Source organism: Microbacterium sp. GXF0217, from assembly GCF_054798195.1.
Window position 1 is genome coordinate 29,178 of sequence record NZ_JBSJZG010000005.1, and the last position, 26,408, is coordinate 55,585.

Here is a 26,408-nt window from a genome sequence, read left to right on the forward strand (position 1 = left end):
TCTCGTGGAATCGGACGATCGGCGGGAAGTCGGGCGGCCCGGTAGTCGGCGCGCACGCGCACGATCGCTTCTGCGCACGTGAGGTAATTGTCGTCTACATCGTATCGACAGCCCCCACGGGACCGACATCCTGCCAGATATCCCTCTGGCGTCCCATGAGTCATTTCGCTTAGACGATATATGCGTGCGGAACGTACGGGTCCTCCAGCCGTGCGACTATCTCTGCAGAAAGCTCCAGCCGCGTCGCTGCGACGGCATCTGAGAGGTGTGAGAGCTTCGTGGCGCCGACGAGGGGCACCGCCGAAGGCTTCGACAACAGCCACGACAACGCAACCTGCGCCCGCGGAACCTCGAGCTCGGCACCAACCGCTGCGACGACGTCGGCGACGTTGCGGTCGGCGGATTCTGTTTGCGCGTAGAGCCGCCCGGAAATCGAGTCAGACTCCGAGCGTGCGCTCTGTGCTCCCCAATCACGGGTCAGTTTGCCTCGCGCCAGCGGACTCCAGGGGACGACGCCGATGCCCTGATCCGCACAGAGGCCTGCCATCTCGCGCTCGAACTCTCGATTGATGAGGTTGTAGTGATCCTGCATTGAGACAAACGACGACCAACCGTGCAACCTCTGAAGATAGAGTGCCTTCGAAAATTGCCATGCGTACATCGATGATGCGCCGAGATAGCGAACCTTGCCCGCTTTTACAACGTCATTGAGGGCTTCGAGCGTCTCTTCGATCGGTGTCGACGAGTCCCAACGGTGAACCTGGTACAGGTCGATGTAATCGGTCTGCAGTCTCCGGAGACTGTTGTCTACCTCCTGCAGAATCGCTTTGCGCGACAGCCCCGCACCGTTGGGCCCGTCGTGCATCGTGCCGTGGACTTTCGTTGCAACCACGACAGCATCGCGGTTGGCTCCTAGTTCACGAAGCGCACGACCAAGGAACTCTTCACTGCTTCCACCGGAGTACACGTTGGCGGAATCAAAGAAGTTGATACCCGCATCAAGCGCAGCAGCGAACAGCGGTCGACTATCTTCTTCGTTCAGAACCCACTGGTGGCCACCGCGGGAAGCATCCCCGTAGCTCATACATCCCAGAGCGATCGCCGAGACATCTAGGCCTGTCGATCCCAGCTTGACGTACTTCATTTTATTGCTCCTTGAACGACGGCTTCTGCTGCAGAAAGTCCAGGCACCGAAGCGAACGCGGCGGCGATACCTTCGACGATGAAGTCGTGGTCTTCGTGGGAAGGAAGTCCAGAAACCGTCACGGCGGCAACAAGGCCAACGCCCTTCACCCGGATAGGTATCGATCCACCAGCCAACGTGTAGCGTTCGTTCAGCCAGCCGTTTGCGAAGGGGTCAACACTTCCCGCGGCGATGCGAGCGGCGAACCTTCGGCTGCTCATATCCATCCTCAGAACCGTCGAGGACTTGCGGCTCACCCATTCGTCTTGGTCCGGCGTGCTCCCCTCGAGCGCCGCGTGAAACAGCACGAACCCGGGTCGGCGGATGTCGATGACGACCGGATACTCCGACGCGATCGCCCGCTCGGCAAGGGACGTACCAAGCTGCCACGCGTCCGTGGGGGTGAAATGCGCGAACTCAAGCGCGGCTTCTTGATCCGCGAGGTCTTCGAACGTGAGTGGTTCTGGCATCATTGACTTCCTTCAGACTCGGTTGGGTACTCCACAAACGCAAATCTGCGAGAGTCGGGAGCCCAGCTGTGTACATTGATCGTGCCTTGACCGCCCGTCAGTCGCGCGACGTCACGGGCTTGAGCGAAGTCAGTCGTCGGCGCGAGACGAAGTGCAACGTCTCGATCGGCTGGGTGACCTACTGTCCCCGGGGGGTACGTGAGGAATACGACGCTGGCGCCATCCGGCGAAAGATGAGGGAACCAGTTCACCCCGTCGTCGAAGGTGAGCTGCTCGATGGCGCCACCCCCGCTGGGCATACGCGCAATCTGTGCGTGCCCAGACGAACTGCTGAACCGTTCGGTGTTGAAGTAGATCCACTCACCATCCGGTGAGAACTCGCTGCCGTCGGAAGGTTTGTCGCCGAACGTGAGCTGTACGCTCTCGCCGCTTGCGATCGAGAGCGTGAACACGTTGGCCTCTCGAACGCCAGCGAGGTTCGTCTCGACTCCGATATATGCGAGAAGATCTCCCGCCGGACTTACGCCGTGCAGAAAGTGCTTCCGTGAATGCACGTCACTCGTCACTCGTCGCACCGCGCCCCCGACAACGGCGCCTTCATAGATGTGTCCGTCGTTCGCCGAGAGGTAGATCGTGTCGCCGGTCATCGAGAGGACGTGATCGTTGTTGATTTCCGGGAGATCGGTGAACGCGACTTCCGAGACGTCGCCCGTAGAGAGCTCGAGCCGCCACAGGCCTCCGTCCGCGTTCAGGAGCAGGGTCCCGTCATGTGTCCAGTTCGGCGCTTCGAAGAGGCGTTCAGATGATTCGAGCACGACAGACCTGCTGCCAGAGAATGCATCCATGACAACGACCCGGCTTCGCTGTCCAGGACGAAGCTTTCGCGCCAACGACACTGTCGCGGTCTCCATATTCCCTCTCATCGTGTTCGGTTCGACTCAGTCCTGGTTGCTGAAGGCTGCGTCGAAGGGACGATCCGGGGCAGGCCACAGCAGTGACTTCACGAACGTGACCGCTTCGGCGGCGCCGTGCAACCGGTCCATGCCCGCGTCTTCCCACTCGATAGAGATCGGACCGGTGTACCCGATCGCATCCAACGCACGGAACGAGTCCTCCCACGGCACATCCCCATGCCCGGTCGAGACGAAGTCCCACCCGCGCCGCGGATCACCCCACGGCAGGTGCGAACCCAGCACCCCGGCACGCCCGTTGCGTGGACGCATCCGGCTGTCCTTGCAATCCACGTGATAGATCCGGTCCTTGAAATCCCAGATGAACCCCACCGGGTCGATGTTCTGCCACATCATGTGCGACGGATCCCAGTTGAACCCGAACGCAGAACGGTGCTCAATGGCCTCGAGCGCGCGCACCGACGACCAGTAGTCGTACGCGATCTCACCCGGATGCACCTCGTGCGCAAACCGCACACCCTCACCATCGAACACATCCAGGATCGGATTCCACCGGGCCGCGAAGTCCTCGAAACCACCCTCGATCACCGACGCCGGCACCGGCGGAAACATCGCCACATACTGCCAGATCGACGAACCCGTAAACCCGACCACCGTGTGGACACCCAACTTGCGGGCAACACGAGCCGACCGCTGCATGTCTTCCGCCGCACGCCGCCGCACACCCTCAGCCTCACCATCGCCCCACACGTAGTCGCGCAGAATCGCCTCATGCCGAAAATCGATCGGCGCATCACACACCGCCTGACCCGCGAGATGATTCGAAATCGCGTACAGCTTCAGCCCGTGACGATCCAGGATCTCCAACCGGGATGCCGCATACGCATCATCCTCGTCGGCACGACGAAGGTCGAGATGATCGCCGGATGCTGCAACCTCCAGCCCGTCGTAGCCCCACTCGGCCGCAAGACGCGCCACCTCCTCGAACGGAAGATCCGCCCACTGACCGGTAAACAACGTCACAGGATGGTTCGTCATACTCGACGGCTCCCCTTTGAAAACTTGGTATCTATCCAGCTGTGCTGATCGGCGGAATCCATGACTGCTTGGGTGAGCTGGACAGCACGGACGCCATCCGCCGCGATGGGAAGTCCCGAGCGTAGGTCGCCCCGCATAGAGGCATATGCGTCGCATACGAATGCGTTGAACGCGTCTTGGTATCCCTGTGGGTGCCCCGCTGGCACAACGCTCAGTCGAGCCGCATCCGACGAAAGCTGAGCCGGATCGCGCGGAAGAACAATGCTGTCCGTGCGTCTCCCAAGCCACATTTGCTCGGGATGCTCCTGCTCGAACCGGTAGGTGATTTCGTCCGTTGATATTTCGATCACAAGACCGTTCTTGCGTCCCGGGGACACCTGCGACACGAGGAGCGTCCCCATGCCACCTCCGTCAAGGCCCGCAACCGCAGATACCGCGTCTTCGGTCTCGACCAGACGGCCGCCGCGTTCATCATGAAGCCGAGATGTGTGCCCGACAAGCTCGACGATGCGCTGCCCCGTCACGAACTCGAGTAGGTCAACGAGGTGCGAGCCGATATCGGCGAACGCTCGTGAGCGTCCGCCTTGGCCCGCGTCCACCCGCCAGTTCCAGTCTTTGTCCTCGAGCAGCCAGTCTTGAAGATACGCACCTTGGAAGGTCGTGATCTTTGCACCCTCGAGACGCGCGCGAGTTTCGCGAACGAGCGGATGGAATCGATAGACAAACGGCACCGCGACGATACGACCGGCCTCGTCTGCGGCGCGCGCGATCGACACAGCGTCGTCCATGGTCGTCGCGATGGGCTTCTCGCACACCACATGTTTGCCTGCCGCGAGCGCTGCAAGAGTCATCCGCGCATGTGTGCTGTTCGGCGAGCAAATGTGGACGATATCCACGTCACTGGCTGCGAGGATGTCGTCGGCGAACGCCGCCCGCGCGGCGCCAAGCCGCTCGGCAGCAGAGCGAGCGCGCTCGAGACTCGTGGTAGCAACCGCCACGAGCTCCGCACCAGCTGCGCGCGCGGCGTGCGCATGCACGCCGGCCATGAATCCCCCTCCGACAATGCCTACCCGAAGGCCTCGACCGTCGAGCGTCATCCAGCACTCTCCGTCACCGCGACTCGCCTGATGTTCCTCATAGTCGGTATCTCTCGCACTTCTTCGAACGGGAATGAACGAGGGAAACACGCGTGAATCCCTACTCGGAGTAGTATTTAGCAATCGAGAGCAAACCGCAACAACCAATGCGATCGGCTCGCTGCGCGGTGGGAAACGCCAGCGATCCGCTTTGCTGCCTTAGCATTAGCGTCTATGGCGACGAGAGGGAAGTACGCGAAGACGTCCGCGGTGCAGGATCAGGCTGTACGAGCTGCGCTGCAGATCCTCAGCACCCAGGGCTACAGCGGAACGACGCTGCACGACATTGCTGCAGAAGTCGGCCTCACGCGCCCAGGCCTCTTGCATCATTTCGGCTCGCGCGATGGCCTCCTCGTGGAGATCTTGCGACGACGCGATGTCGTGAACACGAGCTATTCCGCAGGGAAGAAGATCAGCCGACTCGACGCAACAATCGCGACCGCCCGCAGAAACGCGAGGGTACCAGGACTTGTTGCGCTCTACAGCTCGATGTGTGGCCTCGCGTCCGCCGAACCCAAAGACAGCGCGACGAACATGTTCTTTGCCGAACGTTTCGCCGCTCTCAGGACCGAGATCGCGGATTCGATCCGACACGATCAGTTGGCCGGTCACATCGTCAACACGGTCGACGCGAAGGACCTCGCGTCCATCTTCATCGCCGCCAGCGACGGCCTTCAGGTTCAGTGGCTACTTGACCCTGAGATCGATATCCCGAGTCGGCTCGAGGACCTCGTCAGCCTTTACCGCACCGTTTGAGTGCAGCGTGATCGCGGCGTCGGTTGCGCCTATGCGGGCGCGAACGCTGTCGAACTCCGCACGACCATCTCCGTTGGCAAGGCGATCTGTCGTGCTTCTCGTGCGCTTCCACTCATCCGCTCTGAAAGCAACTCGATTCCCGCAGTCGCCAGGGCATCGACTTGCTGACGCTGTGTGGTCAGATCGAACGCGCTCCATTCAGCCATCGGGAGCCCATCGTGCCCCATCACCCAGACGTCTTCGGGGATGCGAACGCCCGATTGCCGAAACGCACTCATCGCTCCGATGGCGATCAGATCGGCGGAGCAGAAAAGTGCAGACGGAACCTGGCCCGAGTCAATAAGGCGCCGCGCAGAAACCCAGCCGTGGTCGTACGTCGTCTCCCCCACCATCCAGTGTTCATCAGGGACGGCGATCCCTGACTCATCGAGTCGTCGGCGAAATCCCCGTTCGCGAGCGGGGCTCGCAAAAGTGTCGCGCGGCCCGAACATCGTCGCGATATCCGTGCGACCGTGAGCCAAGAGATACGCCGCCGCCCGGTAGCCCGACTCTTCATGGTCAGACGTGACTTGATCGACAGCCAGCGTCGGATCGGCTCGACTAATCAACAGCAACGGCACGTTGCGGCGCGCAAACTCCGCAATCGCACGGGTATCCTGCCTCGCCGCAGCAAAGATGACACCGTCGACCGCGCCAGAAGCAACCCCCTGACGCGCGAGCGGCGCATCGGGGTCGGCATCGTTCCACAAGAGCACGCTCAGATCCTTCTCAGCAGCCGCACGAGTTATCGCGTCGACGAGAGTAGGGAAGTACGGATTGAGGATCTCGGAAGCAACAACTCCTACTGCCCCGGTGCGTGCGGTTCGCATCGCCTTAGCCGACGCATTCGGGACATATGACAGCGTTTCGAGTGCCCGCTGCACCTTCTCGCGAATGTCGGGGTCGACATTGTTCGCGCCACGGAGCACGCGAGAGACGCTCGACTGAGAGACGCCCGCCAAGCGGGCGACTTCATGGCTGGTAACCATCGCACCTCGCTCGCGAATATTCAATAACACGGTGTGGCTACGCCGATCGCACCCACTCCAGCCAGTTTAGGCCGATGAGCCGCCAGCGAATCGGATGCGTCTGTTGAGCCGATCACGTCTCGAGGAGGTCGAGCTTGCGAGCGAAGTAGTTGTTGCATTCTCCGGTGAGACTACGTAGTCTCATACTACGTAGTCTCACCGGAGAGCGCGCCGCACCCAGCGATGGGACGAGCGAAGACAGGAAAAAGATGAAAGAACGCTGGATGGAGATCGGGCTGGTCTCAGAAGCATCACCCCGACCGCAGGTTGAACGCGCCTACCGCGATATTCGCGCCGGACTCGGCGTCGACTACGTGCCTGCCTTGTACCAAGCGCTGGCGTCGTACGAGCATTACTTCGACACGTGCATCGAAACAGCTGTGCACGTCATTTCTGGGCCGCGCGCGCTTGAGTTCGAGCGCGAAGCTGCGCAGCTGGCGAATCAGCTCGTTGCACGCTTCCCACCGAACGACCTTCATCTCGGCGACGACGTCAGTGTGGTGGCGCAGCACGCGCGAAACTATCAAACGTCGAATCCCCGGAATCTCCTCTTCGTGCTCGCGATAGACGCGACTTCCGTTGAAAGGCGAACTGTCATGGCGACAGCGCCGAAGAGCGACACCGTCGGCCAAGGACGCCTCGCCGACGACATTGCCGAGCTACACGGCAGCTTCGTCGTTCCGGGCTTCTGGAAGAAGTCCCTGAGCTCGGTCTCGCAAGAGACGGTCGCTATAACGTGGGATCGCGTGCGCCCGCTCGCCGGAACCACGCCTTTTTTCGAGGCGCAGCTCGCGTTGGTTGAGCTCGCACGTGAGTACTCGCCGAAGGAGATTGTCCCGCGCCCCGAGGCGCTCGGCTACAGCCCCGACGACGCCGCCGACATCAGCGACATGTTGTCCTGGTTCAAACAGGCACTGCCTTCGCTCATCCTCGAGGTCGCGTACGTTGACCGGCTCCTCAGACAGCAGGACTCTGCCGCTGCAGTACCTCTGCTCGATATCGCGTAAGGCGCGCGCCGACTCATCAGGCGACGCGCCACGCGTGACCACGCTTTCGCTTTGCACCTCTACCCCCTGTTCGCGACGAAGCAATAAGGACATCACCATGACAAACACACTGAACCCGACGACGACACACACGCCCCACCGCGTGAGAGCGATCGTCGGCGGAACTATCGGGCACGCAATCGAGTTCTACGACTTCGCGGTGTACGGGTTTCTCGCGGTCTATATCGGCCACCAGTTCTTCCCCGCCGACAACGAAACTGCATCCCTGCTCAGCTCGTTCGCCGTCTTCGGGCTCGCATTCCTCGCGCGACCCATCGGTGGCTTCATCTTCGGCCCGCTCTCCGATCGCATCGGGCGCAAACGCGTGCTGGTGATCGTGCTCACGATGATGTCTACCTGCGCTGTGCTTATCGGACTCTTGCCGTCGTTCGCCTCGATCGGGATCGCTGCTCCGACTCTGTTGGTGCTCTTGCGGTGCTTGCAGGGGCTGTCTGCCGGCGGCGAGTATGCCAGCGGCAGCGCGTTCTTGCTCGAATATGCCGCAGGAGGTCGCCGCGCGTTCGGTATGAGCTGGATCACCTTCGCCTCAGCGGTCGGCTTCTCCATCGGCCTGCTCATCGTGACGGTCCTCACTGCTTCGATCGGCGTCGACGGCATGAACGAATGGGGCTGGCGCCTCCCCTTCCTCCTCGCCGCTCCTCTCGCGATCGTGGCGCTCTACATCCGCGCTCGCCTCGAAGACACTCCCGAGTTCACTGAGCTTGTCGCCGAAGGGCGGGTGGAACCGCACCCGGTCAAGAAGCTCTTCTCGCGCGCTCGCCCTCTGTGGCTCATCGTCGGCATCGGCGCCTTGCACACCGGCTCCTTCTACACCGTCTTCACCTACCTGCCGACCTACATCGGTACCGTCAACGAATACGGTGCGACCTTCAGCCTCATCTCGACGCTCATCGCTGCGGTCGCCGTCATGATCACTCTCCCGACTGCTGCGATCATCGCGGACAAGATCGGGCGGCGCCCGATTCTCATCACGGGATCCGTGTCGTTCGCAATCCTCGTTTTCCCCGTGTTCTTCATCATGACGCTCGGGAATCCGTTCCTCACCATCATCGGTCAGCTCCTTCTCGGTGTGAGCGCTGCCGTCTATCTCGCTGCTTCCGCAGTCTCTATGCCGGAACTCTTTCCGGTCGCGATTCGCGGTACCGGCGTTGCGATCGGCTTCAACATCCCGAATGCCCTCTTCGGTGGCAGCGTGCCGTTCATCGCGACGTTCCTGATCGCGCAGACCGGTCTGATTACATCCCCCACCTGGTACCTGCTTGCTCTCGCAGCGGGTGCGGTCGTCACGGCGCTGCTCCTCCGTAGACAGGATCTCCACGACGACAGCGCTGCGGAACTTACGACTCCGCCAATCGGCGCTGAAGCTACGCACGCCGGAGAACGAACCTCATGACTTCGGCCGAGAAGCCAGCCCCGCTCGTTATCGAGGCACGGTTGAATGAGTCGACGCGGCGAGGTGCGAATCCATCACTGCCCTACGGCTCCGACGAGATCGTGGCCGAGGCGCTTCGCGCGGTCGAAGCAGGCGCGTCCATCATCCATTGGCACGCAACCGATGTCGATGGCGATGAGCACCCCGGCTCGGTTGAGCTCTATCGCGAGGTCGTCGAGCGAATCAGAGCGGTCTCGGATGTCGTGTTGCATCCGACTCTCGGTTTCATGAGCACGCAAAACGACGCGCCGTCTCGCGTAGCGCACATTCTCGAATTGAACCGAGATCCGGCCACGACGATCGATTTCGTCCCCGTCGACTTCGGCGCGTACGGAAACGATGTGTGGCTGGACGCCGAGAGGAGGTTCCTCACCGACTCGAACTTCGTGCTGAACCGGATCGGCTACCTCGAAGAGCTCCTCGTCATCCTCCGCGACAACGGCGTTACACTCATGCCGGTTGTCTGGAGCGCTGGCGGCCTCAGGACGGCACTCGCCATGCGCAAGAAGGGACTGCTCCCTGCACGGTCATATTGGCATTTCGGGTTCACGGGCGACGCAGTGCCGGGTGGCCCTCCGCCAACCCTCGCGAACTTGCAGGCGTTTCTCGACTCCGCCCCTCGAGACGAACCTTGGTCGGTACACGTTCGCGACGGTGATGGCATGTCGATGTTTGCGTGGGCAATATCCCTCGGAGGTCACATCGCAGTCGGATTGGGTGACGACCCGTACGCGCGGCTCGGACTTCCGAACAATGGCGAGCTCATCGCCCGCGTCGCCGACATGGCGAAGACGCTCGGCCGGAGCATCGCGACCCCGGCACAGACGCGCGAGATCTTCGGCATCCAGTCTCGCGTGTAGCCGGCGACATCACGCCTCGAACATCGGCAGAATCTCGGTCTATCCGTGAAACCCGCATATCGGCGCTTCGCGACGGCGGTCATGATTGGTGTGCTTCTGCTGGGCAGGAGCACACCAATCTCGCACATCCCTTGGTCACCGCGACCGCCTCATTCGTACTCTCGCACAGATACCCAATCCCACGATCGGAGTACCTGAGCGTTTGCGAGCGAGCGCATCGGAAACTAACTCCGAGAAGGTATTGCGGGACCACCTGTATACGTATACCGTTACTTGGAACGAGCTAACTCAACGGATCAGCCGCACCCCGGAGCGGATGTACTTTCCTGTAGCTCGCCGAAACGTACACCGTCGTTCGATTTCCCTGAGCGGACGACAATCGTCGCTCCCGCGTGAGCGGGCAAGGAGAAATCGTGCAATATACGCACTTGGGTAACACTGGGCTCGAGGTCTCGCCCATTGCACTGGGATGCATGTCCTACGGCGACTCAGCACGCGGTGCGCACGGCTGGACGCTCAGCGAGGAAGACAGCCGGCCTTTCATCCAGCGCGCGGTAGAGCTGGGTGTGAACTTCTTCGACACAGCCAACACGTACTCCGATGGCATGAGCGAGGAAATCGTCGGACGAGCGCTCCGCGACTTCGCCGTCCGCGATCAGGTCGTCATTGCAACGAAGGTGTTCGGAGACGTCGGCACCGGCCCCAACCAACATGGCCTGTCTCGCAAAGCTGTGCTGCAGGAAGTAGACAACAGCCTGCGTAGGCTCGGCACGGACTACGTCGACCTGCTCATCATCCATCGATTCGATCACCGCACACCAGTGCGCGAGACTCTGCGCACCCTGGACGATGTCGTCCGGTCGGGCAAGGTTCGGTATATCGGCGCATCCTCGATGTACGCGTGGGAGTTTGCCACCACCCTCGGAATTCAGCGAGCAGAGGGATGGGCGGAGTTCGTCTCGATGCAGAGCCAGTACAACCTCCTCGCACGAGAAGACGAGCGGGAACTCATTCCGCTCTGCAGCAGCCAAGGGATCGGCATCACTCCGTGGAGCCCTCTCGCTCGAGGACGCCTCACCCGCGACTGGGAAGCCAGAGCTGCCCGCATGGATAGCGATGCGATCGTCGGCAAGCTCTACCGCGGGCACGATGAGTCAAACAGGGCCATCACCGAAGCGGTCGCTACAATCGCCGACAGTCGAGGGGCATCTCGCGCTCAGGTCGCGCTGGCCTGGCTCATGGCTCAGCCCGGCGTCACCGCTCCGATCGTCGGCGCCACAAAGCCACACCACCTAACCGATGCAGTGTCCGCGCTCGAGATCGAGCTCACCGCAGCGGAGCTCGATTCGCTATCGGCGCCGTATACGCCGAGGTTACCCGAACCGTTCTGAGTCGCTCCCCACGCGAAGCGTCTCCCTCGCTCACACATCCGGTTGGCACGAGCCAAGAACTGAGGAATGTCATGGAAGCTCTACGACTGCAGGTACCCGCGCTGTCTGCGCGGGTAAGCCGGTCCGTCATCGGCGCCACCCTCCTGCGACTGATCGCGTGCGGCGCCGCCCAGACGCGCACCGAGCTCGTAAGTACGACCGGGCTTGCGCGCACGACCGTCGATGGGGCGCTCGCGACGCTCTTTGATATCGGCGCCATCCGCCAAGGTGGCCTGAGAGGCGCGGTGGGCCGTGGCCGTCCTGCGGAACTCATCGAGATCGATCCGACATTCGGCGTCGTGATCTCGCTGGACTTCGGTAGCCGCACCGTCCGCGTCGCCGTCGCCGATCTGGGCCAGCGAGTGCACGCACAGGTTGAGTTGCCGAGCCGACTCTCGGAAGGGCCGCGCGTCAGTCTGGATGCGGCGATCGCCGAAGCTGAGCGACTTCTTGAAGAAACCAACCTCGCGGAGCGCTATCGTGTCACGGTCGTCAACGTGCCCGGCCCCGTCGATGATCGACGTGGCACACTTGTTCGGCCACCCATCATGCCCGGGTGGGATTCGTACCCCGTGGTAGATCACGTGAAGAATGTGCTCGGTGGCGTGGGCTTGGTCGCGAACGACGTCAACGCTCGCGCGCTCGGAGAAGCACGCTCGAGCGCGACCTCGGGCCCACTCCTCTATATAAAGGTCGGCTACGGCATCGGCGCCGGTCTCGTCTCGGCAACCGGTGACCTGATCAACGGCGCTGACGGCGCAGCCGGAGACATCGGCCACCTGCGAATCTTCGGGTCAGACGCCGAGTGCCCCTGCGGACGCGTCGGATGCCTCGAAGCAGCAGCTTCGCTCTCGGCGCTCGCACGTCGTTGGTCCCCCCCGGGTGCTGCACAACCCGACTCCGTGACGCATTTCGTTGACGGCGTTCGCCATCGCGATCCGCGAGCGATTGCTCTCGTGCACGAAGCATCCGGAGCGATCGGCGATGTCGTGGCCTCACTCGTCCACTTCTTCAACCCCGCGCGCGTGCTGATCGGCGGAGATCTCGCCGCGGCGTCCGACGATCTTCTCGCCGGCGTTCGAAATGCGGTGTACAGCCGCGCGCTCTCCCTCGCCACCCGCAACCTCACCATCTCGCTCGCGCCGCTCGGCGCACACGCTGGAGTCGCCGGCGCGATCGTCTTGGGCTGCGAAGCGGCGATGGCAGCAAACCGGATCGAGGAGCTCATCGAGCGTCGCAGTCGCACCAATCGGCTGAGCGAGCTGAGGTCTTCCGTTCACGCGGCCTGAGTCGATTCACGGAGCTCGAACAGTCCCCGTCGATGCTCGTACCGTCAGTTCCGGGGCCGTCAGCACGATCTGTCCGGCGGCAGACGGATTCGACAGGCGGCGTCCAACGAGTTGCATCGCATACCGCGCAGTCGTCTCGATGTCCTGTTTGACTGAGGTGAGCGACAGGTAGCTCAGCCGGGCGAGGCGACTGTCGTCCCAACCGATGACTGAGACGTCGTCGGATACGCGGACGCCTCGAGCGCGGAATACCGCCAGCGCGCCTGCGGCGCTCGCATCGCCTGCGCACAGAAGGGCAGTCGGAAGTCGCGAACGGTTGAGGAGTTGACTCGCGGCAGCAGCCCCATCCTCTTCGGTGAAGCCGTGACCGACGACGTCTCGAAACGCGGCGAGTCCGGCGCGTTCCATGGCAATCGCGTATGCGTGCGCCCGCTCCTTGCCAGCGGGACCGTCGTTTCCACGGAGATGCGCGATCTCGGTATGCCCGAGACGCATGAGGTATTCGATGGCAAGCCGCATGCCTTCATGGTCGTCGATGTGCACGTTGTCGACATCTGGCGCCGGCCCGCCGAGCCATACGATCGGCGTCGTGTCAGCGCGGGCTGGCAAGGAACCGCGATCCTCCGACGGAGTGAAGCCGATGATAGCCTCCACCCTGTTCTCAAGGAGCTGCTCGAGCGCTTGCTCCGTTGTGCGACGCTCAGTGATCGGAGCAAGGAGCAGCCCGTAGCCTGAACCGTCACTCTGAGCGAGCAACTCGTCGACGAGTTTGGACTCGAAGGCGTTGCGCATCGTGAACAACGCTCCCAGCTGACCAGTGCGCTTTTGCCTCAAAAGGCGCGCTGATGCGTTCGCCCGATATCCCAAGGTCGCGGCGGCGCTCAGAACCTTCTCGCGCGACTGCGTGCTGGGCCCGTCGTCGCCTCGCAGGACGAGCGAGACGAGTTGCCGAGAGACGCCGACGTGCTGCGCAATATCGCTCATCGTCGGCGCACGGTCGGCGGCTGAACGACCGCCATTGTTCAGCGGAGCTACCTTTTCTGCCACGGGCCGATTTTTGCACCTAATCAGCGGATTTATACCGGTCTGTATCCGACCGCATTCTGCCCTGATCGGGCGGAATCCGGTCATTGAAGCCGTACGGAGGCGTACGTATCGTGACTCGAGTCTACGGATGAAGGTGCGGTCTCTCCTTCATCCTCGGAGGACGGTCGTCATCGTCCTCACCCACAGCACCACTACCGCTCAAGGGAGAGTACTGAGATGTCAGGCAAGAGGAATATTGGAGCCGTTGTTGCGACAGTTGCGGCCGGCGCATTGTTGGCTGGCTGCGCGCAAGGCGGCGACAGCGGGGGCGATGAAGACGTCACGCTGACGTGGTGGGCAACCAACCAGGCTGCAACAATCGAGCAGGATCTGGAGATCTACCAGCCCATTGCGGACAAGTTCACGGAAGAGACCGGCATCAAGGTCGAGATCGAGATCACTCCCTGGAGCGACTACTACAACAAGATCCTCGGCGCAGTATCTAGCGGCACGGGTCCGGACGTCATGAGCATCGGCACCACGTGGACGCCAACGCTCGCGTCCACTGGAGCCTTCGTGCAGCTGGACGAGAGCAAGATGAACGACCTCGGAGGCGCGGATAAGTTCGTCGACGCGTCGCTTGCTGCTGCTGGCGGCGCAGATGAGGGTGGCCCCTCCTTCCTGCCACTCATGAACACCGTCAACACGCTGTTCTACAGCCCCTCGATGTTCGAAGCAGCAGGGATCGACGGCCCGCCGGAGACCTGGGATGAGTTCGTCGAGGACGGTCAGAAACTCACCCAGGACACGAACGGCGACGGCAGTCCAGATGTCTGGGGATTCGGCTTCTCGGCGGGATACCCCACTGAGCTCTCGCACGTGATTTTCGCTCTCGGCCGCCAATACGGCGGAGAGATGTTCGACGCTGACGACAGGGGCACGCTCGATTCTGACGGCCTCGTTGCCGCCACGAAGGAAATGACCGACTGGATGACGGTCGATCAGGTCATGGCATCCGGCGACGTTGACAACCAGAACCAGACCCCGGTCTATCAGTCGATGGCAGACGGTCGAGTCGCGATGCTCATCGGTGGAAACCCGCTGCCCGCCTTCGAAGCAGCCGGATTCACAGACTTCGCCGCAGCTCCTGTCCCGCTCGCAGACCCCCTCGTGGGAGATCCGATCATGAGTCACGTGGCCGGAGCGAACATCGGTGTCTTTGGCGCGTCGCCGCACACCGAGCAGGCCCTGCAGTTCGTCAAGTACCTCACGGACGAAAGTGCGCAGATCGCCCTCGCCAATGAGCAGGGAATCCTGCCGGTCAATGCTGACGCTTATGCATCCCCCGACATCGAGAAGGACGCAGTTTTCGAGGCCCGTGAAACGGTGATCACTGAGCACGCAGACACCTTCCCGCTGACACCGAAGACTGCGCAGGCGGAGACGCTCGTCGGCGACGCCATCAAACAGCTGTTCTCAGAGGCGGCGCTCTCTGGCACAGTCACCGAGGATCAGATCCGAGCGGTCTTGAAAGAAGCCAACTCGCAGCTCAACGCAGCCGGGTAAGCCGCACAAGGGGCGAGGCGCGGGTCGCCTCGCCCCTTCCATCACTGAGCAGTTCACAAGTTGGGAGATCTCATGGCCACGCTCATGAGCCCGCAGTCGACAGAGTCCGAGCCGGACAAGAAACAGCGACCTGCGAAGCGTCGTTCGCGGCGAAACATCTTGCCCTATGGGTTGGTCGCACCGGCTTTCCTGGCGGAGATGTTCATCCACATCATCCCGATGATTCTCGGGATCTGGATCGCCTTTATCGGACTGAACCAGTTGACGATCAACAACTGGACGAAAGCACCGTTCGTCGGCCTGACGAACTTCATCAATGGGCTCAATCCCACGACCGCCATCGGCTCGGAGTTCTTCGGAAGCCTGGGGCGGACCGTTATCTTCACCGTGCTCGTCCTCGGCTTGTGCTGGGTCATCGGCACCGCCGCAGCGTACTTCGTCAATACGGCGTTCAAGGGTCGCGGTATTCTCCGTACCCTCTTCCTCGTCCCGTACGCACTGCCGGTTTTCGTCAGCGCGACCACATTCGCGTTCATGTTCAATCAGCGCAATGGCATCGTCAATTCGATCCTCGTTGACGATCTACAGCTCTTGAGCGATCGGCCGTTCTGGCTGATCGGCGGGAACGCCTTCTTCGTTCTGGTCGCAGCGACCGTGTGGTCGACGTGGCCGTTCGCCTTCTTGCTGCAGCTCGCAGCCCTGCAGTCTGTACCCGAAGAGCTCTTCGAAGCGGCCGCGCTTGACGGCGCCGGTCGATTCCGTCAGTTCTTCTCGATCACCCTGCCGAACATTCGTGCGGCAAACGTCGTGATGATCTTGCTGATGTTCCTCCGCGCCTTCAACGAGTTCACGATCCCGTACATCTTGTTCGGGCCATCGGGTCCACCCGAAGCCCTCCTCATCTCCCCGCTGATCTACCAGTTCTCGTTCGGCACCTGGAACTTCGGCCTCGGTGGCGCTGTCAGCACATTGCTGCTGGTCGTGCTCTTCGCGGTGTCGCTCGTCTATATCCGCCTCGTCATGCCGAAGGAGAAGCCAGGCCATGCGTGAGACCGTCGCTTTCAAGGTCACGAGAGGCGTGGTGCTCGGTCTCATCACTCTCGGAGTGGCCGTACCGCTCTACGTGATTCTCATCACCTCCTTCAAGCCACTCTCCGACGTGACTGGACCGTTCACATGGTGGCCGAAAGAGTTCACGATCTCGGCGTACTTCACGATGTGGAAGTCGGTGCCGCTTGCGCAGTACCTCGTGAACAGCATCATCGTCACGACCGTGTCAACAGCACTGTCGTTGACCATCGCGATCCTCGCCGCGTTCGCGATCGCACGCTTGAGGTGGCGCGGTCAACGCCCCTTCAGCCTGCTGGTGTTGTCAACGCAGATGTTCCCAGGCATCCTCTTCCTTCTTCCGCTGTATCTGCTGTTCACGCAGGTGGCGAAGCTGACCGGCATACACCTGACCGGCTCCTACGCCGGATTGATCATCACCTACATGACGTTCGCGGTCCCGTTTGCGACATGGATGCTCATGGGGTTCTTCGCCTCGGTTCCCGTCGAGATTGAAGAAGCGGCGATGATCGACGGGATGAGTCGATTCGGCGCATTCATTCGCGTGGTGCTGCCGGTCGTACGTCCGGGCATTGTGGCCGTGGGCGTGTTCACCTTCCTCAGCGGCTGGGGCGAAGTACTTTTCGCGTCGGTCCTCACCACGTCTCAGACTCGCACTCTCGCCGTCGGCTTGAACGCGTATCAGGGCCTCGACGTAACCAGGTGGAACGAGATGATGGCCGCATCGGTGGTCATCTCGCTTCCCGTTCTCATCGCCTTCCTGCTCGTGCAACGGCACATCGTGCAGGGACTAGCTTCAGGAGCAGTGAAATGACGACGACAAACGATCAGCAGCGCGAGCGCAACACTCGTACGGTGGAAGCGTTCTATCAGTCGGAGCGCGACCGCAATATCGACACGTGGCGTGAGATGTGGCATCCCGAAGGGCGTCAGACGTTCCCCTTCAACGCGGCACGCACGGTAGAAGGGATCGACGAACTCGTTCGAATCACCGCCCGTAAGTTCGACGTGCGACCGCCGTACGAGATCAACACGACGATCGAGCCATTCTTCGACCCGACGCGTGTACTCGCCCGACTCCACCTGGTCTTTCGGCAGGTCGTCGTCGGAGAGATGCACATCTGGTGCATCTTCCACTTCGATGACGACGGCCTGATCGTCGAGGTCGAAGAGATGTTGGACACCGCCACCGGGCTTCCGATCCCGCGGTGAGTCGCGGGATCGCGGCAGGCTACACATCTATAGAAAGGAGCCGCGTTGACTACGCAGGCCAATAACCCCTTACGCGTCGCTGTCATCGGTGCGGGTTTCATCAGCGATCAGTACCTTCGCAACCTTACGAGCTTTCCCGACATTGACGTTCGAGGTATCGGCGACCGCGATCCTGATCGCGCCCGCGCTCAAGCGGAGCTTCACGGACTGAACTACGGCGGCACCGTCGATGAGGTCCTGGGTGACGACGACGTGGAGCTGGTGATCAACCTCACCATCCCCGCGGCTCACGTCCCCGTGTCGCTGGCAATTCTCGACGCCGGTAAACACGTGTGGACCGAGAAACCCCTCGCGATCGACCGCGACGGCGGCAAAAGTGTCATCGATCGCGCGGCCGACCTCGGATTGCGCGTTGGCAGCGCACCGGACACCATCCTTGGCCAGGGGATCCAGAGCGCTCATCGGCTGCTTGCAAGCGGCGCGATCGGCGAGCCGGTCTCGGCGACAACCATGATGCAGGACCCCGGGATCGAATCTTGGCATCCGAACCCCTCATTCCTGTATGCCCGTGGCGCGGGGCCGATCTTTGATCGCGGGCCGTATTACTACGCCATGCTCGCCCAGTTTTTTGGATCGTTCCAGACAATCGGCGCAGTCGGCACAACGGCGACCTCTACGCGTGTCGTGGCCACGGGTCCGCAAGCTGGCGAAGTTTTTCCGGTTGAGATCGCGACGAACGTCCAGGTGATCGCGAGCTTTACCGGTGGCCAAGTAGCCCAGAGCGTGTACAGCTTCGAGTCTCCGTTCAAGCGCCTCGGCTGGATTGAGATCAGCGGCACCGAGGGTGCTCTGCGCGTTCCTGACCCCAGTCACTTCACCGGGGCTCTCACTGTGACTGGGTACGGAACGAACGAATGGACTGAAATATTGACCCCGGAGTTTCGCGCCGAGCGTGGCACCGGAGTGGTGGAGATGGCGCGCGCTCTTCGTGCGAGCGAGCCGCACCGTGCGTCAGCCGAGCTCGGATATCACATCCTTGACGCGATGGCCGCGACGGAAGAATCCCTCGAGACCCGCTCGATGGTAAGCGTCACAAGCAGCACTCCGGAACTGCTGCCGCTGCCCGAAGACTGGGATCCGTTCGAGGCGACGCTCTAGGCGGGCGAGTTCACATCGGAGTGATCCGACGCGACGCGTCGGATCACTCCGATGTGACGGTTTTGAGCCTGCGGTTGACTGCAGGCACGAGGAGCAATGCAATCGCGGCGAAGCCTGCTGCTCCGAGAGGAAGCTGCGCGATACCGACCGTGCTGACCAATATGCCGCCGACCGTGGCGCCCACCGCGATCGCCATCTGGTTCAGGACGACAGAGATGCTATTCACGGTCTCCGGCGCTCGCCATCCGAGCACCAGCACCGCCCGCTGATACACGTAGACAGTCGCTGAGAACGCAACGCCCCAGAGTGCGATGAACACGAGGACCCATACGGGCGAGGTCGGCGCGACCACCATGAGAACGAAAGCCGCGATGAGCGTCACCGGCACGCCTACGATTCCGACGTCAAGTTTGTGGCGCGTGAGACGCGCCGCCAGAGCCACGCCTCCGACTCCAGCGATCCCCAGGACCGCGATAGCGAGCTCGCTGATGTCACCTTCAAGCTCGGGCCGGGAGGCATAGGCATCGATGAACGTCAGCATTGTGAAGGTGCTCAGCATGAGCAAAGCCCATGCGAAGCACGCAAGAAGGGCGCCAGGTTCTCGAGTGGCTTGCCAGAGCGAGACCTTCGCTGCGGACTGAGGATCTTCGTGGCCGCGACGGGCGCCGACAATCGCGGCGAGCACGACGCCGAGGGCCGCAACGATGAGAAACGACGTCCGCCAGCCGACAGCGTGGCCGAGGACCGCACCGAGCGGCGCACCCGCTGCGATCGCGAGACTGTTGGCAGCGAAGACAAGCGCCATGGCGCGTGGAAGCGCACGCGCCGACACAATCCGTTCGACGGCTGCGGGCAAGAGCGACCACAACACGCCATGGGCGACACCCCCGAGGAATCGCCCGCCGAGCGCAACCACGATTGTCGGACTCACCGCCACGATCGCATTGCTGACCGCAAAAAGCACCAGAACGGCCGCTATCGCGCCACGTCGATGAAAGCGGATCGCGAAGCGCGTGAGCGGAATAACGGTTAACAGGGTGCCGATCGCATACGTCGATGTCATCGAGCCCGCGAACGCCAGAGGGACGTCGAAGTCTCGGGAGATGTCCGTCAGGAGTGCGGCCGGGAGCAGCTCTGTCACAACGCTCAGGAAGCCGGCGAGGGCGAGGACGAACACGAGCGCCGGGATCCGACCGCTGGCCGCCCCGCCCCCGTCTCGAGAGGAACTGAAGTCGTCGTGGGCAGAGATCATCACTGCACCTTAGGCACAGGTGTCGATCTGTTCCCCGCCATGAATATGCCCGCTTCGGGCGTTAATCCGTCGGGTGCACGGGTGAGTACGCGGGGAAGAATCGACGTGTCGCTGGTCCTCTCACCGACATTCACCCCACTCGAAGCGCGGAGACATGAAAGCAATCGTGAAGAATCAGGCGAGCCCCGGCGTGGTCATCGACGAGAACTACCCTGAACCGGTCATCGCTGCGGATGACGTCCTCATCCACATCGCTGCGGTGTCGGTATGCGGCACGGACCGTGAGATGTACGAATGGACCCCATCGGCCGTCGCGTTCAACGTGAAGGTGCCCGTGGTACTCGGCCACGAGGCATCCGGTGTCGTCATCGCCGTCGGCGCGAACGTGACGCGCTTCATGCCGGGAGACAGAGTTGCGCTGGAGACCCATGTCCCCTGCGAGGCCTGCTTCATGTGCCGAACCGGGAACGCCCACAACTGCTTGCACATGCAGATCCTCGCGATGCATCTCGACGGAGCATTCGCAGAACGTGTGGCTGTTCCAGAGTCGATCTGCTTCGCTTTGCCCGACGACATGTCGCTCGAACTGGCGTGTCTGCTCGAGCCCGCAGGCGTCGCGTGGCATGCCGTGCAACGCAGCGGACTCAGCGTCGCTGGTGCCTCCGTGTTGGTATCCGGATGCGGACCGCTCGGCCTTCTCTTGATTCAGTACGCAATCCATCTCGGGGCCTGCGAGGTCATCGCCATCGAGCCCAACCCGTACCGCCGAGCGCATGCCGCTCGACTTGGCGCGACGGTCTTCGAACCCGGCGGGCCGGTCGTCGAATACGTCGCGGCGAAATATGCGCACCGCAGCGGTGTCGATGTCGCATTCGAAGTGAGCGCGGCACCCGCCGCATTCCCCGCTGTCTTCGAGGCTGTCCGCAACGAGGGAACGATCGTCACGGTGGGGCATCCCGGGTACGAGATTCCCATCGATATAGCGAAGTACATCAACAAGAAGGGAATTACCCTTCGGGGCGTGTTCGGTCGCCGCATGTGGGATACCTGGGAGGACCTTGCACAGCTTCTATCCAGCGGGCGAATCGACATCGGCTGGATCATCAGCCATCGGTTCCCGCTCGGCGACCTCACCCCGGTGATCGAGCTGCTGTCAGGCGATTCGAACAAGATCGTCATTCACCCCAACGGCGATCCTGCCTCGTTCGATATTGAGGCGCTCATCGCCTCGCGAGAACTGTCATGAGGGATGCTTGCGCAGCCACGACCTATCGTGAATACTTACTTTGCGTAGGTTTTTGCTGAGGCGTGAGACCGCCGTACAGCGACGTTCAATGGAGCACGAAAGAGAGACAACGATGGACGTGAAGAAACGGGTCGCCGTCACCGGAAGCAGCGGCCGGCTAGGACGAGCAGTGGTGCGTGAGCTCGCGGGCGCGGGTTGGCAGGTGTACGGCTTCGATACGGTGCCACCGCGCGAGCAGGAACCGGGCGTCAGCTTCACCCGCATCGACCTGACGGATCTCGGAAGTGTCATAGAGGCGTTCAACGGCATCGACGAACTGCACTCAGGCGTGGATGCTGTCGTGCACCTCGCGGCGATCCCCGGCGCAACGAAGGCTGCGAATGCAGCAACCTTCATGAACAACTTTGGTTCGACGTACAACGTCTTCACGGCGGCGCGGATCACCGGCATCCGCAATGTCGTGTGGGCGTCAAGCGAGACGCTCCTCGGATATCCGTTCCGCACAACCCGCCCGCCGTATGTTCCGATGGACGAGGAGTACGCGGCGCAGGGCAACGTGGAATATTCGCTTGCCAAAGTCCTGGAAGAAGAGCTCGCACGCCAACTCACGCGGCGCGATCCAGAGCTGAAGATGGTCGGGTTGCGCTTCTCGTACATCCTCGACGAGCAAGACTTCGCGCGGTTCCCTGAGTTGCACGACGATCCACATGCGCAGAGCTGGAACATGTGGGGCTATGTCGACACTCGCGATTCCGCGACCGCCGTGCGGCTGGCGCTCGCGTGGGAAGGCAGCGGGTTTGAGGCGATTAATATCGCTGCCGCGGACACGGTCATGACACGTCCGACCATGGACCTCTTGGAAGAAGTGTTTCCGGAGGTACCCGTCACCAGCGGAATCGAGGGTGTCGGCGGCACAACAGACATCTCCAAGGCCGAGCGGGTGCTCGGCTGGAAACCTCAACACAGCTGGCGCGACACGATCGCGAACAGCTGATCGCGAACCCACGGAAGCGGAGGAACCGGCCATGACGCTCACACCGAATATCGCCTTACAGCTTTATTCGATTCGACGCGAGCTCGAATATGACTTCGCGGGCTCGATGGCTCGTGTGAGGGAGATCGGGTTCGAGTCTGTCGAGCTCTACAACATCGTCGCGTGGAAGGAGGATATCGCGCGTGAACTCACCGCGAACGGCATCGCCGCAACGACCGCGCATGCCCGACTCACCGAGGGCAACCAGGATGCGATCTTGTCGGCGGCAGCGGAACTCGGCGTGCAGACCATCATCGATCCGTTTGTGGCGAAAGAGCGCTGGACGACGAAGTCGGATGTCGAGGCCGTCGCGGACGAGCTTGCCGAAGCTGCGGCCAACGCGAGTGCGTACGGACTCGAGTTCGCTTACCACAATCACGCTTGGGAGGTGGAGAACACGGTCGACGGGAAGACGGCTCTCGAATACCTGTCCGCCCGCCTACCCCGCAATGCCGCACTCGAGGTTGACACTTACTGGGCGGCGATCGCCGGCGCGGATGTCACTGCACTCCTTCGCACGTTGGGAAATCGGGTCCGGTTCCTTCACCTGAAAGACGCGCCACTCGGCGCCGACGGGCTCCTCTCCACCGATCGAATGGACCAACTCCCCGTTGGTGAAGGCATCATAGACTGGGCAGGAATACTTGCGGCGGCACCGCATGCCGAGGTCTACGTTGTCGAATTCGACGAGTTCCTCGGCGATGTCATCTCGGCGGCAGGACGCAGTCTCACGACGCTCTCCGGATGGATCGCAAATGCATGACAACCCCTCCTCTGACATGCGTGACCCGGGCGCACACGTCAGTTCAGCGTCAACAGATCCGGCCCGAGCCGCTCGCCGCGCTAGAGTCTAGCCCTCGATATCACGTCGGTGTCATCGAGGAGCACCTCAAAGACGCCTGACCTCTGATTGATGCGAGCGGGGTTCACGGATCTGGGATCACGACGTTCCCGAGCTGCAGATGCGAGCGGTTCATGACCTGAACCGATGGTGCGGCGTGTTGACGGCGATTATCTTGACCGCCCGATCCTGCAGCACCTGGTTCCGTGCGGGCGGGCTCCACGCGTCGACCCGAATGCCCGCCCCCTGCGTGGACTGATCGCCGACGCTGCTGTTGCAGACAGGGATACTACTCAATCTGGTTGATCACCGGTGTCACACCGGTCTCGTCGATAAGTCGCGTCAGAAGCGCCTCGGGGAAGTTGTCGATGGCCCGATGGATCGGATGAACCCTGCACTGCCAGACGCCGAGTCCGAGCTGGGGATCGAATTGCCGTCGTTGAACGTGACAGTTCTCGTCGTGATGTTCATGGTTCCTTCGCCGCGTCATCCGGCCCGCGCTCATCATCGGGTCGCGTCACGCTCGAACGTCGGTGTCAAAATCGACGAACATGCGAACGAAGTGCTCCGGCCGTTCTTCGGCAACCCAGTGGCCGCATTCGGGTATGAGTTCGCCGCGCACGTCTTCTGCAATCTCGCGGCACATTGGGAGATAGTTCGACGCGAGCGATTGCGCCCCGCCTCCCGATGCGAGGACGGAGACGGTAATCTTGCCGTCTCGTTCGATCGCCGCGCGGTGCACTTCAGCATCGTGATCAAGCTCCCGGTAGATCTCGAACAGGGCCCGCATCGCGCCAGGCGCTTCGAACGCGCGCGCATACGTGTCGACGTCTTCATTCGTGATCGCGTTGGGTTGATACGTGAGATCGTCGTAGAAGCGCTGCACGTACCACCGCTCCTTGCCCTGTGTCAGATACTCGGCGATGTCGGGCTGCGAGTGGAAATCGAAGTGCCAGGCGCTCTTGGCGACCTTGCGCTGTTCATAGTAGTCCGTCCCCGGGAGCGGCGCTTCCATGAACGTGACGCTGAGCACGTCATCCCGGTAGCGCAGGGCGTAGCCGAGCGCGAGCATCGATCCCAGGTCGTGGCCGACGAGGGATACCGGCCCCTTGACGCCGAGCACGTCGTGGACGAGGTGGTGGATGTCTCCGGCCATCGTCCACTTGTCGTAGCCGCTACGAGGCTTGGTCGAGTCGCCGGCGCCGCGGTAGTCGGGCGCGATGACCCGGTACCCCGCGTCAGCGAGAGGGATCAGGACGTGCCGCCAGGCATGGCGGGTCTGGGGCGCGCCGTGCAGCAGCACGACCGTTTTCGTCGGGTTCGGGGTGGACGCGGCGACGGTGTATCCGAGGCGCACGCCGGCGTCCTGGTCGACCCATGCGCGTCCGTGGGTGAGCGTGGCGGCGCTCGAGTCAGTACTGATGGTCACGTGTGCGGCCCTTTCGTCGACGGTTGGCCAAGAGTGCGGGTGGGAGGACGCCCCTGTGAACGGCTTACCAGACCTGTCTGGCAGGGGACCTGTTCCGGATCGATCGCGATGCCGGTGAGCTCTGCTCAGTTGTTGGGGCGGGTGCCCTCGGCGTGACGGGCGGCCTTGACCGCCTCAGGGATGGTCTGGTTGTCGATGACGACCTGCTTGGTCGCCGCGTCGCCGCCGACGACATGGTCATCGCCGTTCATGAGAGCCTCGAAGCCCTGACGTGCGACATCGGTCTTGTCGTTCTTCCAGGAGTTGTCGCCGAACTTGGTGTTCCCCATCCCGGCGTTCGCGTGGAAATCGCTGTTCGTCGCTCCAGGGAGTAGGGCGGTGACGGAGACTCCGGTGTCGCGAAGCTCCTCGCGGATGCTCTCGGCGAAGGAATAGCCGAACGCCTTCGAGGGACCGTAGACCGTCTCGAACGGGGTGGGAGTTGTCGCGCTGATGGACGACACGACGAGGATCTTGCCGTCACCGTTGTGCACCATGTGCTGCACGACCCGCTTGGCCATGTGCACGGTTCCGGTGATGTTGACGGCGATGATCTTGAACTCGTCCTCGAGGGTGTTGTCGACGAACGACCCGCCACGGCCGATGCCGACGTTGAGCGCGGCGGCGGCTACGGGCCGTCCCTGGCTCAGTGTGAACTCCCAGAATCCTTCGACGCCGTCGTATGTGCCGGCATCCCCCTGGTACGGGTACGCCTCGACGCCCAGCTTGGTCAGCTCGTCCGCGGAGGCGAAGACGCGATCGCTCTGGCCGGAGATCGCTACGTCATAGCCGTGCTCCGCGAACTGCTTCGCGAGCTCGAACCCGATGCCGGACGAGCCTCCGGTGACCAGGGCGAGGGGACGTGTGTTTGTCATGAGAACTCCTTCAATCGGCGTCTTGTGGACGCAAGTGTGGAAGGAGGGCGGGCCCGCGTTCGGCCCGCCCTCCGAGGGTCAGGATCGGTCGGCGCCGCGACTCACGGATTCGCGAGCTGCGATGTCCTCACGGACGGCGTCGAACTTCTCGAGGATGCCGTCGTAGGCGAAGTTGCCGAGCGGCAGGCGCTGCGGCGGAGCCGCGTCGTGTGCGACGTCGACGATGGCGACAGCGGCGAGCTTCGGGTCGCCGGGCTCGCTGCCGACGTTCTCGCGGAACGTGCGGCGTTGCGCGCCAGCGGTCTCGTCATAGTCTGCGATGACGCCGTTGGTTTCGACCTCCGCCGCCGAACTGCCCGCCCAGTCGGTCGCGAAGGCACTGGGCTCAACGAGCACGACACGGATTCCGAGGGGAGCGACTTCCTGCGCGATGCTCTCCGAGAGTCCCTCGACGGCGAACTTCGAAGCGTTGTACCAGGACACTGCAGGGAATGAGCGGACGCCTCCGACGGACGAGACGTTGAGAATGGTGCCGGAGCGACGCGCGCGCATGCCCGGGAGGACCGCCTTCGTGACGTCCGCGAGCCCGAAGACGTTGATCTCCATCATGCGGCGAGCTTCATCGTCATCGCTCTCTTCGAACGCGGCGAAGTAGCCGATCCCGGCGTTGTTGAAGAGGACGTCGATGCCGCCCGTCTGCGCCTCCGCGTCAGCGACCACGTTCTTCACCTGCTCGGCATTCGTGACGTCGAGGGCGAGCAGGACGGCGCGCTCTCCGCCGACCTCCGTCAGGTCCTGCAGTGCATCCGTGTTTCGTGCAGTCGCCACGACCGTGTCGCCGCGGCGAAGTGCTTCTAGAGCGACCTCACGGCCGAAACCGCGAGATGCTCCCGTGATGAGCCAGTTAGCCATCATGTCCTTTCGTGTGTGGTGCAGCCGACGTGTCATCGGCGTTATCCATCAGACGCCTTCTTGTCGATCCGTGGAAGGGAGTGCTCACCGTAGGACAACGGGACCTACCCTC

The 26,408-nt window shown here is 62.3% G+C and carries 24 protein-coding genes and 2 pseudogenes; 15 read left to right on the forward strand and 11 right to left on the reverse strand.

Annotated elements, in window-relative coordinates:
* Window positions 1-169 precede the first annotated feature (169 nt).
* The 5 genes from ACWAT3_RS11715 to ACWAT3_RS11735 form a co-directional block, all read right to left on the reverse strand.
* Window positions 170-1,144, reverse strand: coding sequence for an aldo/keto reductase (locus ACWAT3_RS11715; RefSeq protein WP_460798638.1), 975 nt, complete (start codon window positions 1,142-1,144; stop codon window positions 170-172).
* Window positions 1,141-1,653, reverse strand: a complete 513-nt coding sequence (locus ACWAT3_RS11720) for a heme-degrading domain-containing protein (protein WP_460798640.1) — start codon at window positions 1,651-1,653, stop codon at window positions 1,141-1,143. The genes ACWAT3_RS11715 and ACWAT3_RS11720 overlap by 4 nt, the downstream gene beginning before the upstream one ends.
* Complete coding sequence (locus tag ACWAT3_RS11725; protein ID WP_460798641.1) at window positions 1,653-2,498, reverse strand: TolB family protein; 846 nt, start codon at window positions 2,496-2,498, stop codon at window positions 1,653-1,655. The genes ACWAT3_RS11720 and ACWAT3_RS11725 overlap by 1 nt, the downstream gene beginning before the upstream one ends.
* Before the next feature lie 93 nt (window positions 2,499-2,591).
* A complete protein-coding gene (locus tag ACWAT3_RS11730; protein ID WP_460798643.1) occupies window positions 2,592-3,602 on the reverse strand; it encodes a sugar phosphate isomerase/epimerase family protein in 1,011 nt (336 codons plus the stop codon).
* The gene (locus ACWAT3_RS11735; protein ID WP_460798645.1) at window positions 3,599-4,699 is read right to left on the reverse strand and encodes a Gfo/Idh/MocA family protein; all 1,101 of its coding nucleotides are present in this window, start codon (window positions 4,697-4,699) and stop codon (window positions 3,599-3,601) included. Before ACWAT3_RS11735 ends, ACWAT3_RS11730 begins: the two co-directional genes overlap by 4 nt.
* Window positions 4,700-4,948: 249 nt before the next feature.
* Here ACWAT3_RS11735 and ACWAT3_RS11740 point away from each other — a divergent pair, with 249 nt between their 5' ends.
* Complete coding sequence (locus tag ACWAT3_RS11740; RefSeq protein WP_460798646.1) at window positions 4,949-5,494, forward strand: TetR/AcrR family transcriptional regulator; 546 nt, start codon at window positions 4,949-4,951, stop codon at window positions 5,492-5,494.
* A 29-nt stretch (window positions 5,495-5,523) separates the two neighbouring features.
* Here ACWAT3_RS11740 and ACWAT3_RS11745 read toward each other — a convergent pair whose 3' ends face one another.
* Window positions 5,524-6,522, reverse strand: coding sequence for a LacI family DNA-binding transcriptional regulator (locus ACWAT3_RS11745; RefSeq protein WP_460798648.1), 999 nt, complete (start codon window positions 6,520-6,522; stop codon window positions 5,524-5,526).
* Window positions 6,523-6,770: 248 nt separating this feature from the next.
* Here ACWAT3_RS11745 and ACWAT3_RS11750 point away from each other — a divergent pair, with 248 nt between their 5' ends.
* The 5 genes from ACWAT3_RS11750 (at window position 6,771) to ACWAT3_RS11770 (ending at window position 12,639) form a co-directional block, all read left to right on the forward strand.
* Complete coding sequence (locus ACWAT3_RS11750) at window positions 6,771-7,568, forward strand: hypothetical protein (protein ID WP_460798649.1); 798 nt, start codon at window positions 6,771-6,773, stop codon at window positions 7,566-7,568.
* Window positions 7,507-9,021: an MFS transporter gene (locus tag ACWAT3_RS11755; protein WP_460798651.1), complete on the forward strand. Its 1,515-nt coding sequence runs from the start codon at window positions 7,507-7,509 to the stop codon at window positions 9,019-9,021. The genes ACWAT3_RS11750 and ACWAT3_RS11755 overlap by 62 nt, the downstream gene beginning before the upstream one ends.
* Entirely contained in the window at window positions 9,018-9,920 is a 903-nt protein-coding gene (locus ACWAT3_RS11760) for a beta-keto acid cleavage family enzyme (RefSeq protein ID WP_460798652.1), read from the forward strand. Before ACWAT3_RS11755 ends, ACWAT3_RS11760 begins: the two co-directional genes overlap by 4 nt.
* A 413-nt stretch (window positions 9,921-10,333) precedes the next feature.
* Window positions 10,334-11,311 carry an aldo/keto reductase gene (locus ACWAT3_RS11765; protein WP_460798654.1) on the forward strand — a complete coding sequence of 326 codons (978 nt, stop codon included), beginning with the start codon at window positions 10,334-10,336 and terminating at the stop codon, window positions 11,309-11,311.
* Between the two features lie 71 nt (window positions 11,312-11,382).
* On the forward strand, window positions 11,383-12,639 hold the full coding sequence (locus ACWAT3_RS11770) for an ROK family protein (protein WP_460798656.1): 1,257 nt from the start codon (window positions 11,383-11,385) through the stop codon (window positions 12,637-12,639).
* Window positions 12,640-12,645: 6 nt separating this feature from the next.
* Here the strand turns inward: ACWAT3_RS11770 and ACWAT3_RS11775 are convergent, their stop codons facing one another.
* Entirely contained in the window at window positions 12,646-13,686 is a 1,041-nt protein-coding gene (locus ACWAT3_RS11775; protein ID WP_460798657.1) for a LacI family DNA-binding transcriptional regulator, read from the reverse strand.
* Window positions 13,687-13,902: 216 nt separating this feature from the next.
* Between ACWAT3_RS11775 and ACWAT3_RS11780 the strand changes: the two genes are divergently transcribed.
* From ACWAT3_RS11780 to ACWAT3_RS11800, 5 genes are all read left to right on the forward strand, one after another.
* Window positions 13,903-15,231 (forward strand): ABC transporter substrate-binding protein, encoded by a 1,329-nt coding sequence (locus ACWAT3_RS11780; protein ID WP_460798659.1) that lies wholly within the window; start codon window positions 13,903-13,905, stop codon window positions 15,229-15,231.
* A 72-nt stretch (window positions 15,232-15,303) separates the two neighbouring features.
* On the forward strand, window positions 15,304-16,281 hold the full coding sequence (locus ACWAT3_RS11785; RefSeq protein ID WP_460798660.1) for a carbohydrate ABC transporter permease: 978 nt from the start codon (window positions 15,304-15,306) through the stop codon (window positions 16,279-16,281).
* A 31-nt stretch (window positions 16,282-16,312) separates the two neighbouring features.
* Window positions 16,313-17,113, forward strand: a complete 801-nt coding sequence (locus ACWAT3_RS11790; RefSeq protein WP_460798662.1) for a carbohydrate ABC transporter permease — start codon at window positions 16,313-16,315, stop codon at window positions 17,111-17,113.
* Window positions 17,110-17,511, forward strand: a complete 402-nt coding sequence (locus ACWAT3_RS11795; RefSeq protein WP_460798664.1) for a nuclear transport factor 2 family protein — start codon at window positions 17,110-17,112, stop codon at window positions 17,509-17,511. Before ACWAT3_RS11790 ends, ACWAT3_RS11795 begins: the two co-directional genes overlap by 4 nt.
* A 45-nt stretch (window positions 17,512-17,556) precedes the next feature.
* Window positions 17,557-18,669, forward strand: a complete 1,113-nt coding sequence (locus ACWAT3_RS11800) for a Gfo/Idh/MocA family protein (protein WP_460798665.1) — start codon at window positions 17,557-17,559, stop codon at window positions 18,667-18,669.
* Window positions 18,670-18,712: 43 nt separating this feature from the next.
* Here the strand turns inward: ACWAT3_RS11800 and ACWAT3_RS11805 are convergent, their stop codons facing one another.
* Window positions 18,713-19,921: an MFS transporter gene (locus ACWAT3_RS11805; RefSeq protein ID WP_460798667.1), complete on the reverse strand. Its 1,209-nt coding sequence runs from the start codon at window positions 19,919-19,921 to the stop codon at window positions 18,713-18,715.
* A gap of 154 nt (window positions 19,922-20,075) precedes the next feature.
* Here ACWAT3_RS11805 and ACWAT3_RS11810 point away from each other — a divergent pair.
* From ACWAT3_RS11810 to ACWAT3_RS11825, 4 genes and pseudogenes are all read left to right on the forward strand, one after another.
* Window positions 20,076-20,480 (forward strand): annotated as a pseudogene (locus tag ACWAT3_RS11810) (alcohol dehydrogenase catalytic domain-containing protein); the annotation flags it as partial.
* A 138-nt stretch (window positions 20,481-20,618) separates the two neighbouring features.
* Window positions 20,619-21,167: pseudogene (locus tag ACWAT3_RS11815) on the forward strand (zinc-binding dehydrogenase); the annotation flags it as partial.
* A gap of 112 nt (window positions 21,168-21,279) precedes the next feature.
* Window positions 21,280-22,161 carry an NAD-dependent epimerase/dehydratase family protein gene (locus ACWAT3_RS11820; protein ID WP_460798668.1) on the forward strand — a complete coding sequence of 294 codons (882 nt, stop codon included), beginning with the start codon at window positions 21,280-21,282 and terminating at the stop codon, window positions 22,159-22,161.
* Between the two features lie 31 nt (window positions 22,162-22,192).
* Window positions 22,193-22,963, forward strand: a complete 771-nt coding sequence (locus tag ACWAT3_RS11825) for a sugar phosphate isomerase/epimerase family protein (protein ID WP_460798669.1) — start codon at window positions 22,193-22,195, stop codon at window positions 22,961-22,963.
* Between the two features lie 595 nt (window positions 22,964-23,558).
* Here ACWAT3_RS11825 and ACWAT3_RS11830 read toward each other — a convergent pair.
* The 3 genes from ACWAT3_RS11830 to ACWAT3_RS11840 form a co-directional block, all read right to left on the reverse strand.
* Entirely contained in the window at window positions 23,559-24,398 is an 840-nt protein-coding gene (locus tag ACWAT3_RS11830) for an alpha/beta fold hydrolase (RefSeq protein WP_460798672.1), read from the reverse strand.
* Between the two features lie 197 nt (window positions 24,399-24,595).
* Window positions 24,596-25,384: an SDR family NAD(P)-dependent oxidoreductase gene (locus ACWAT3_RS11835; RefSeq protein ID WP_460798674.1), complete on the reverse strand. Its 789-nt coding sequence runs from the start codon at window positions 25,382-25,384 to the stop codon at window positions 24,596-24,598.
* Between the two features lie 78 nt (window positions 25,385-25,462).
* Window positions 25,463-26,332 carry an oxidoreductase gene (locus ACWAT3_RS11840; RefSeq protein WP_460798676.1) on the reverse strand — a complete coding sequence of 290 codons (870 nt, stop codon included), beginning with the start codon at window positions 26,330-26,332 and terminating at the stop codon, window positions 25,463-25,465.
* Window positions 26,333-26,408 lie beyond the last annotated feature (76 nt).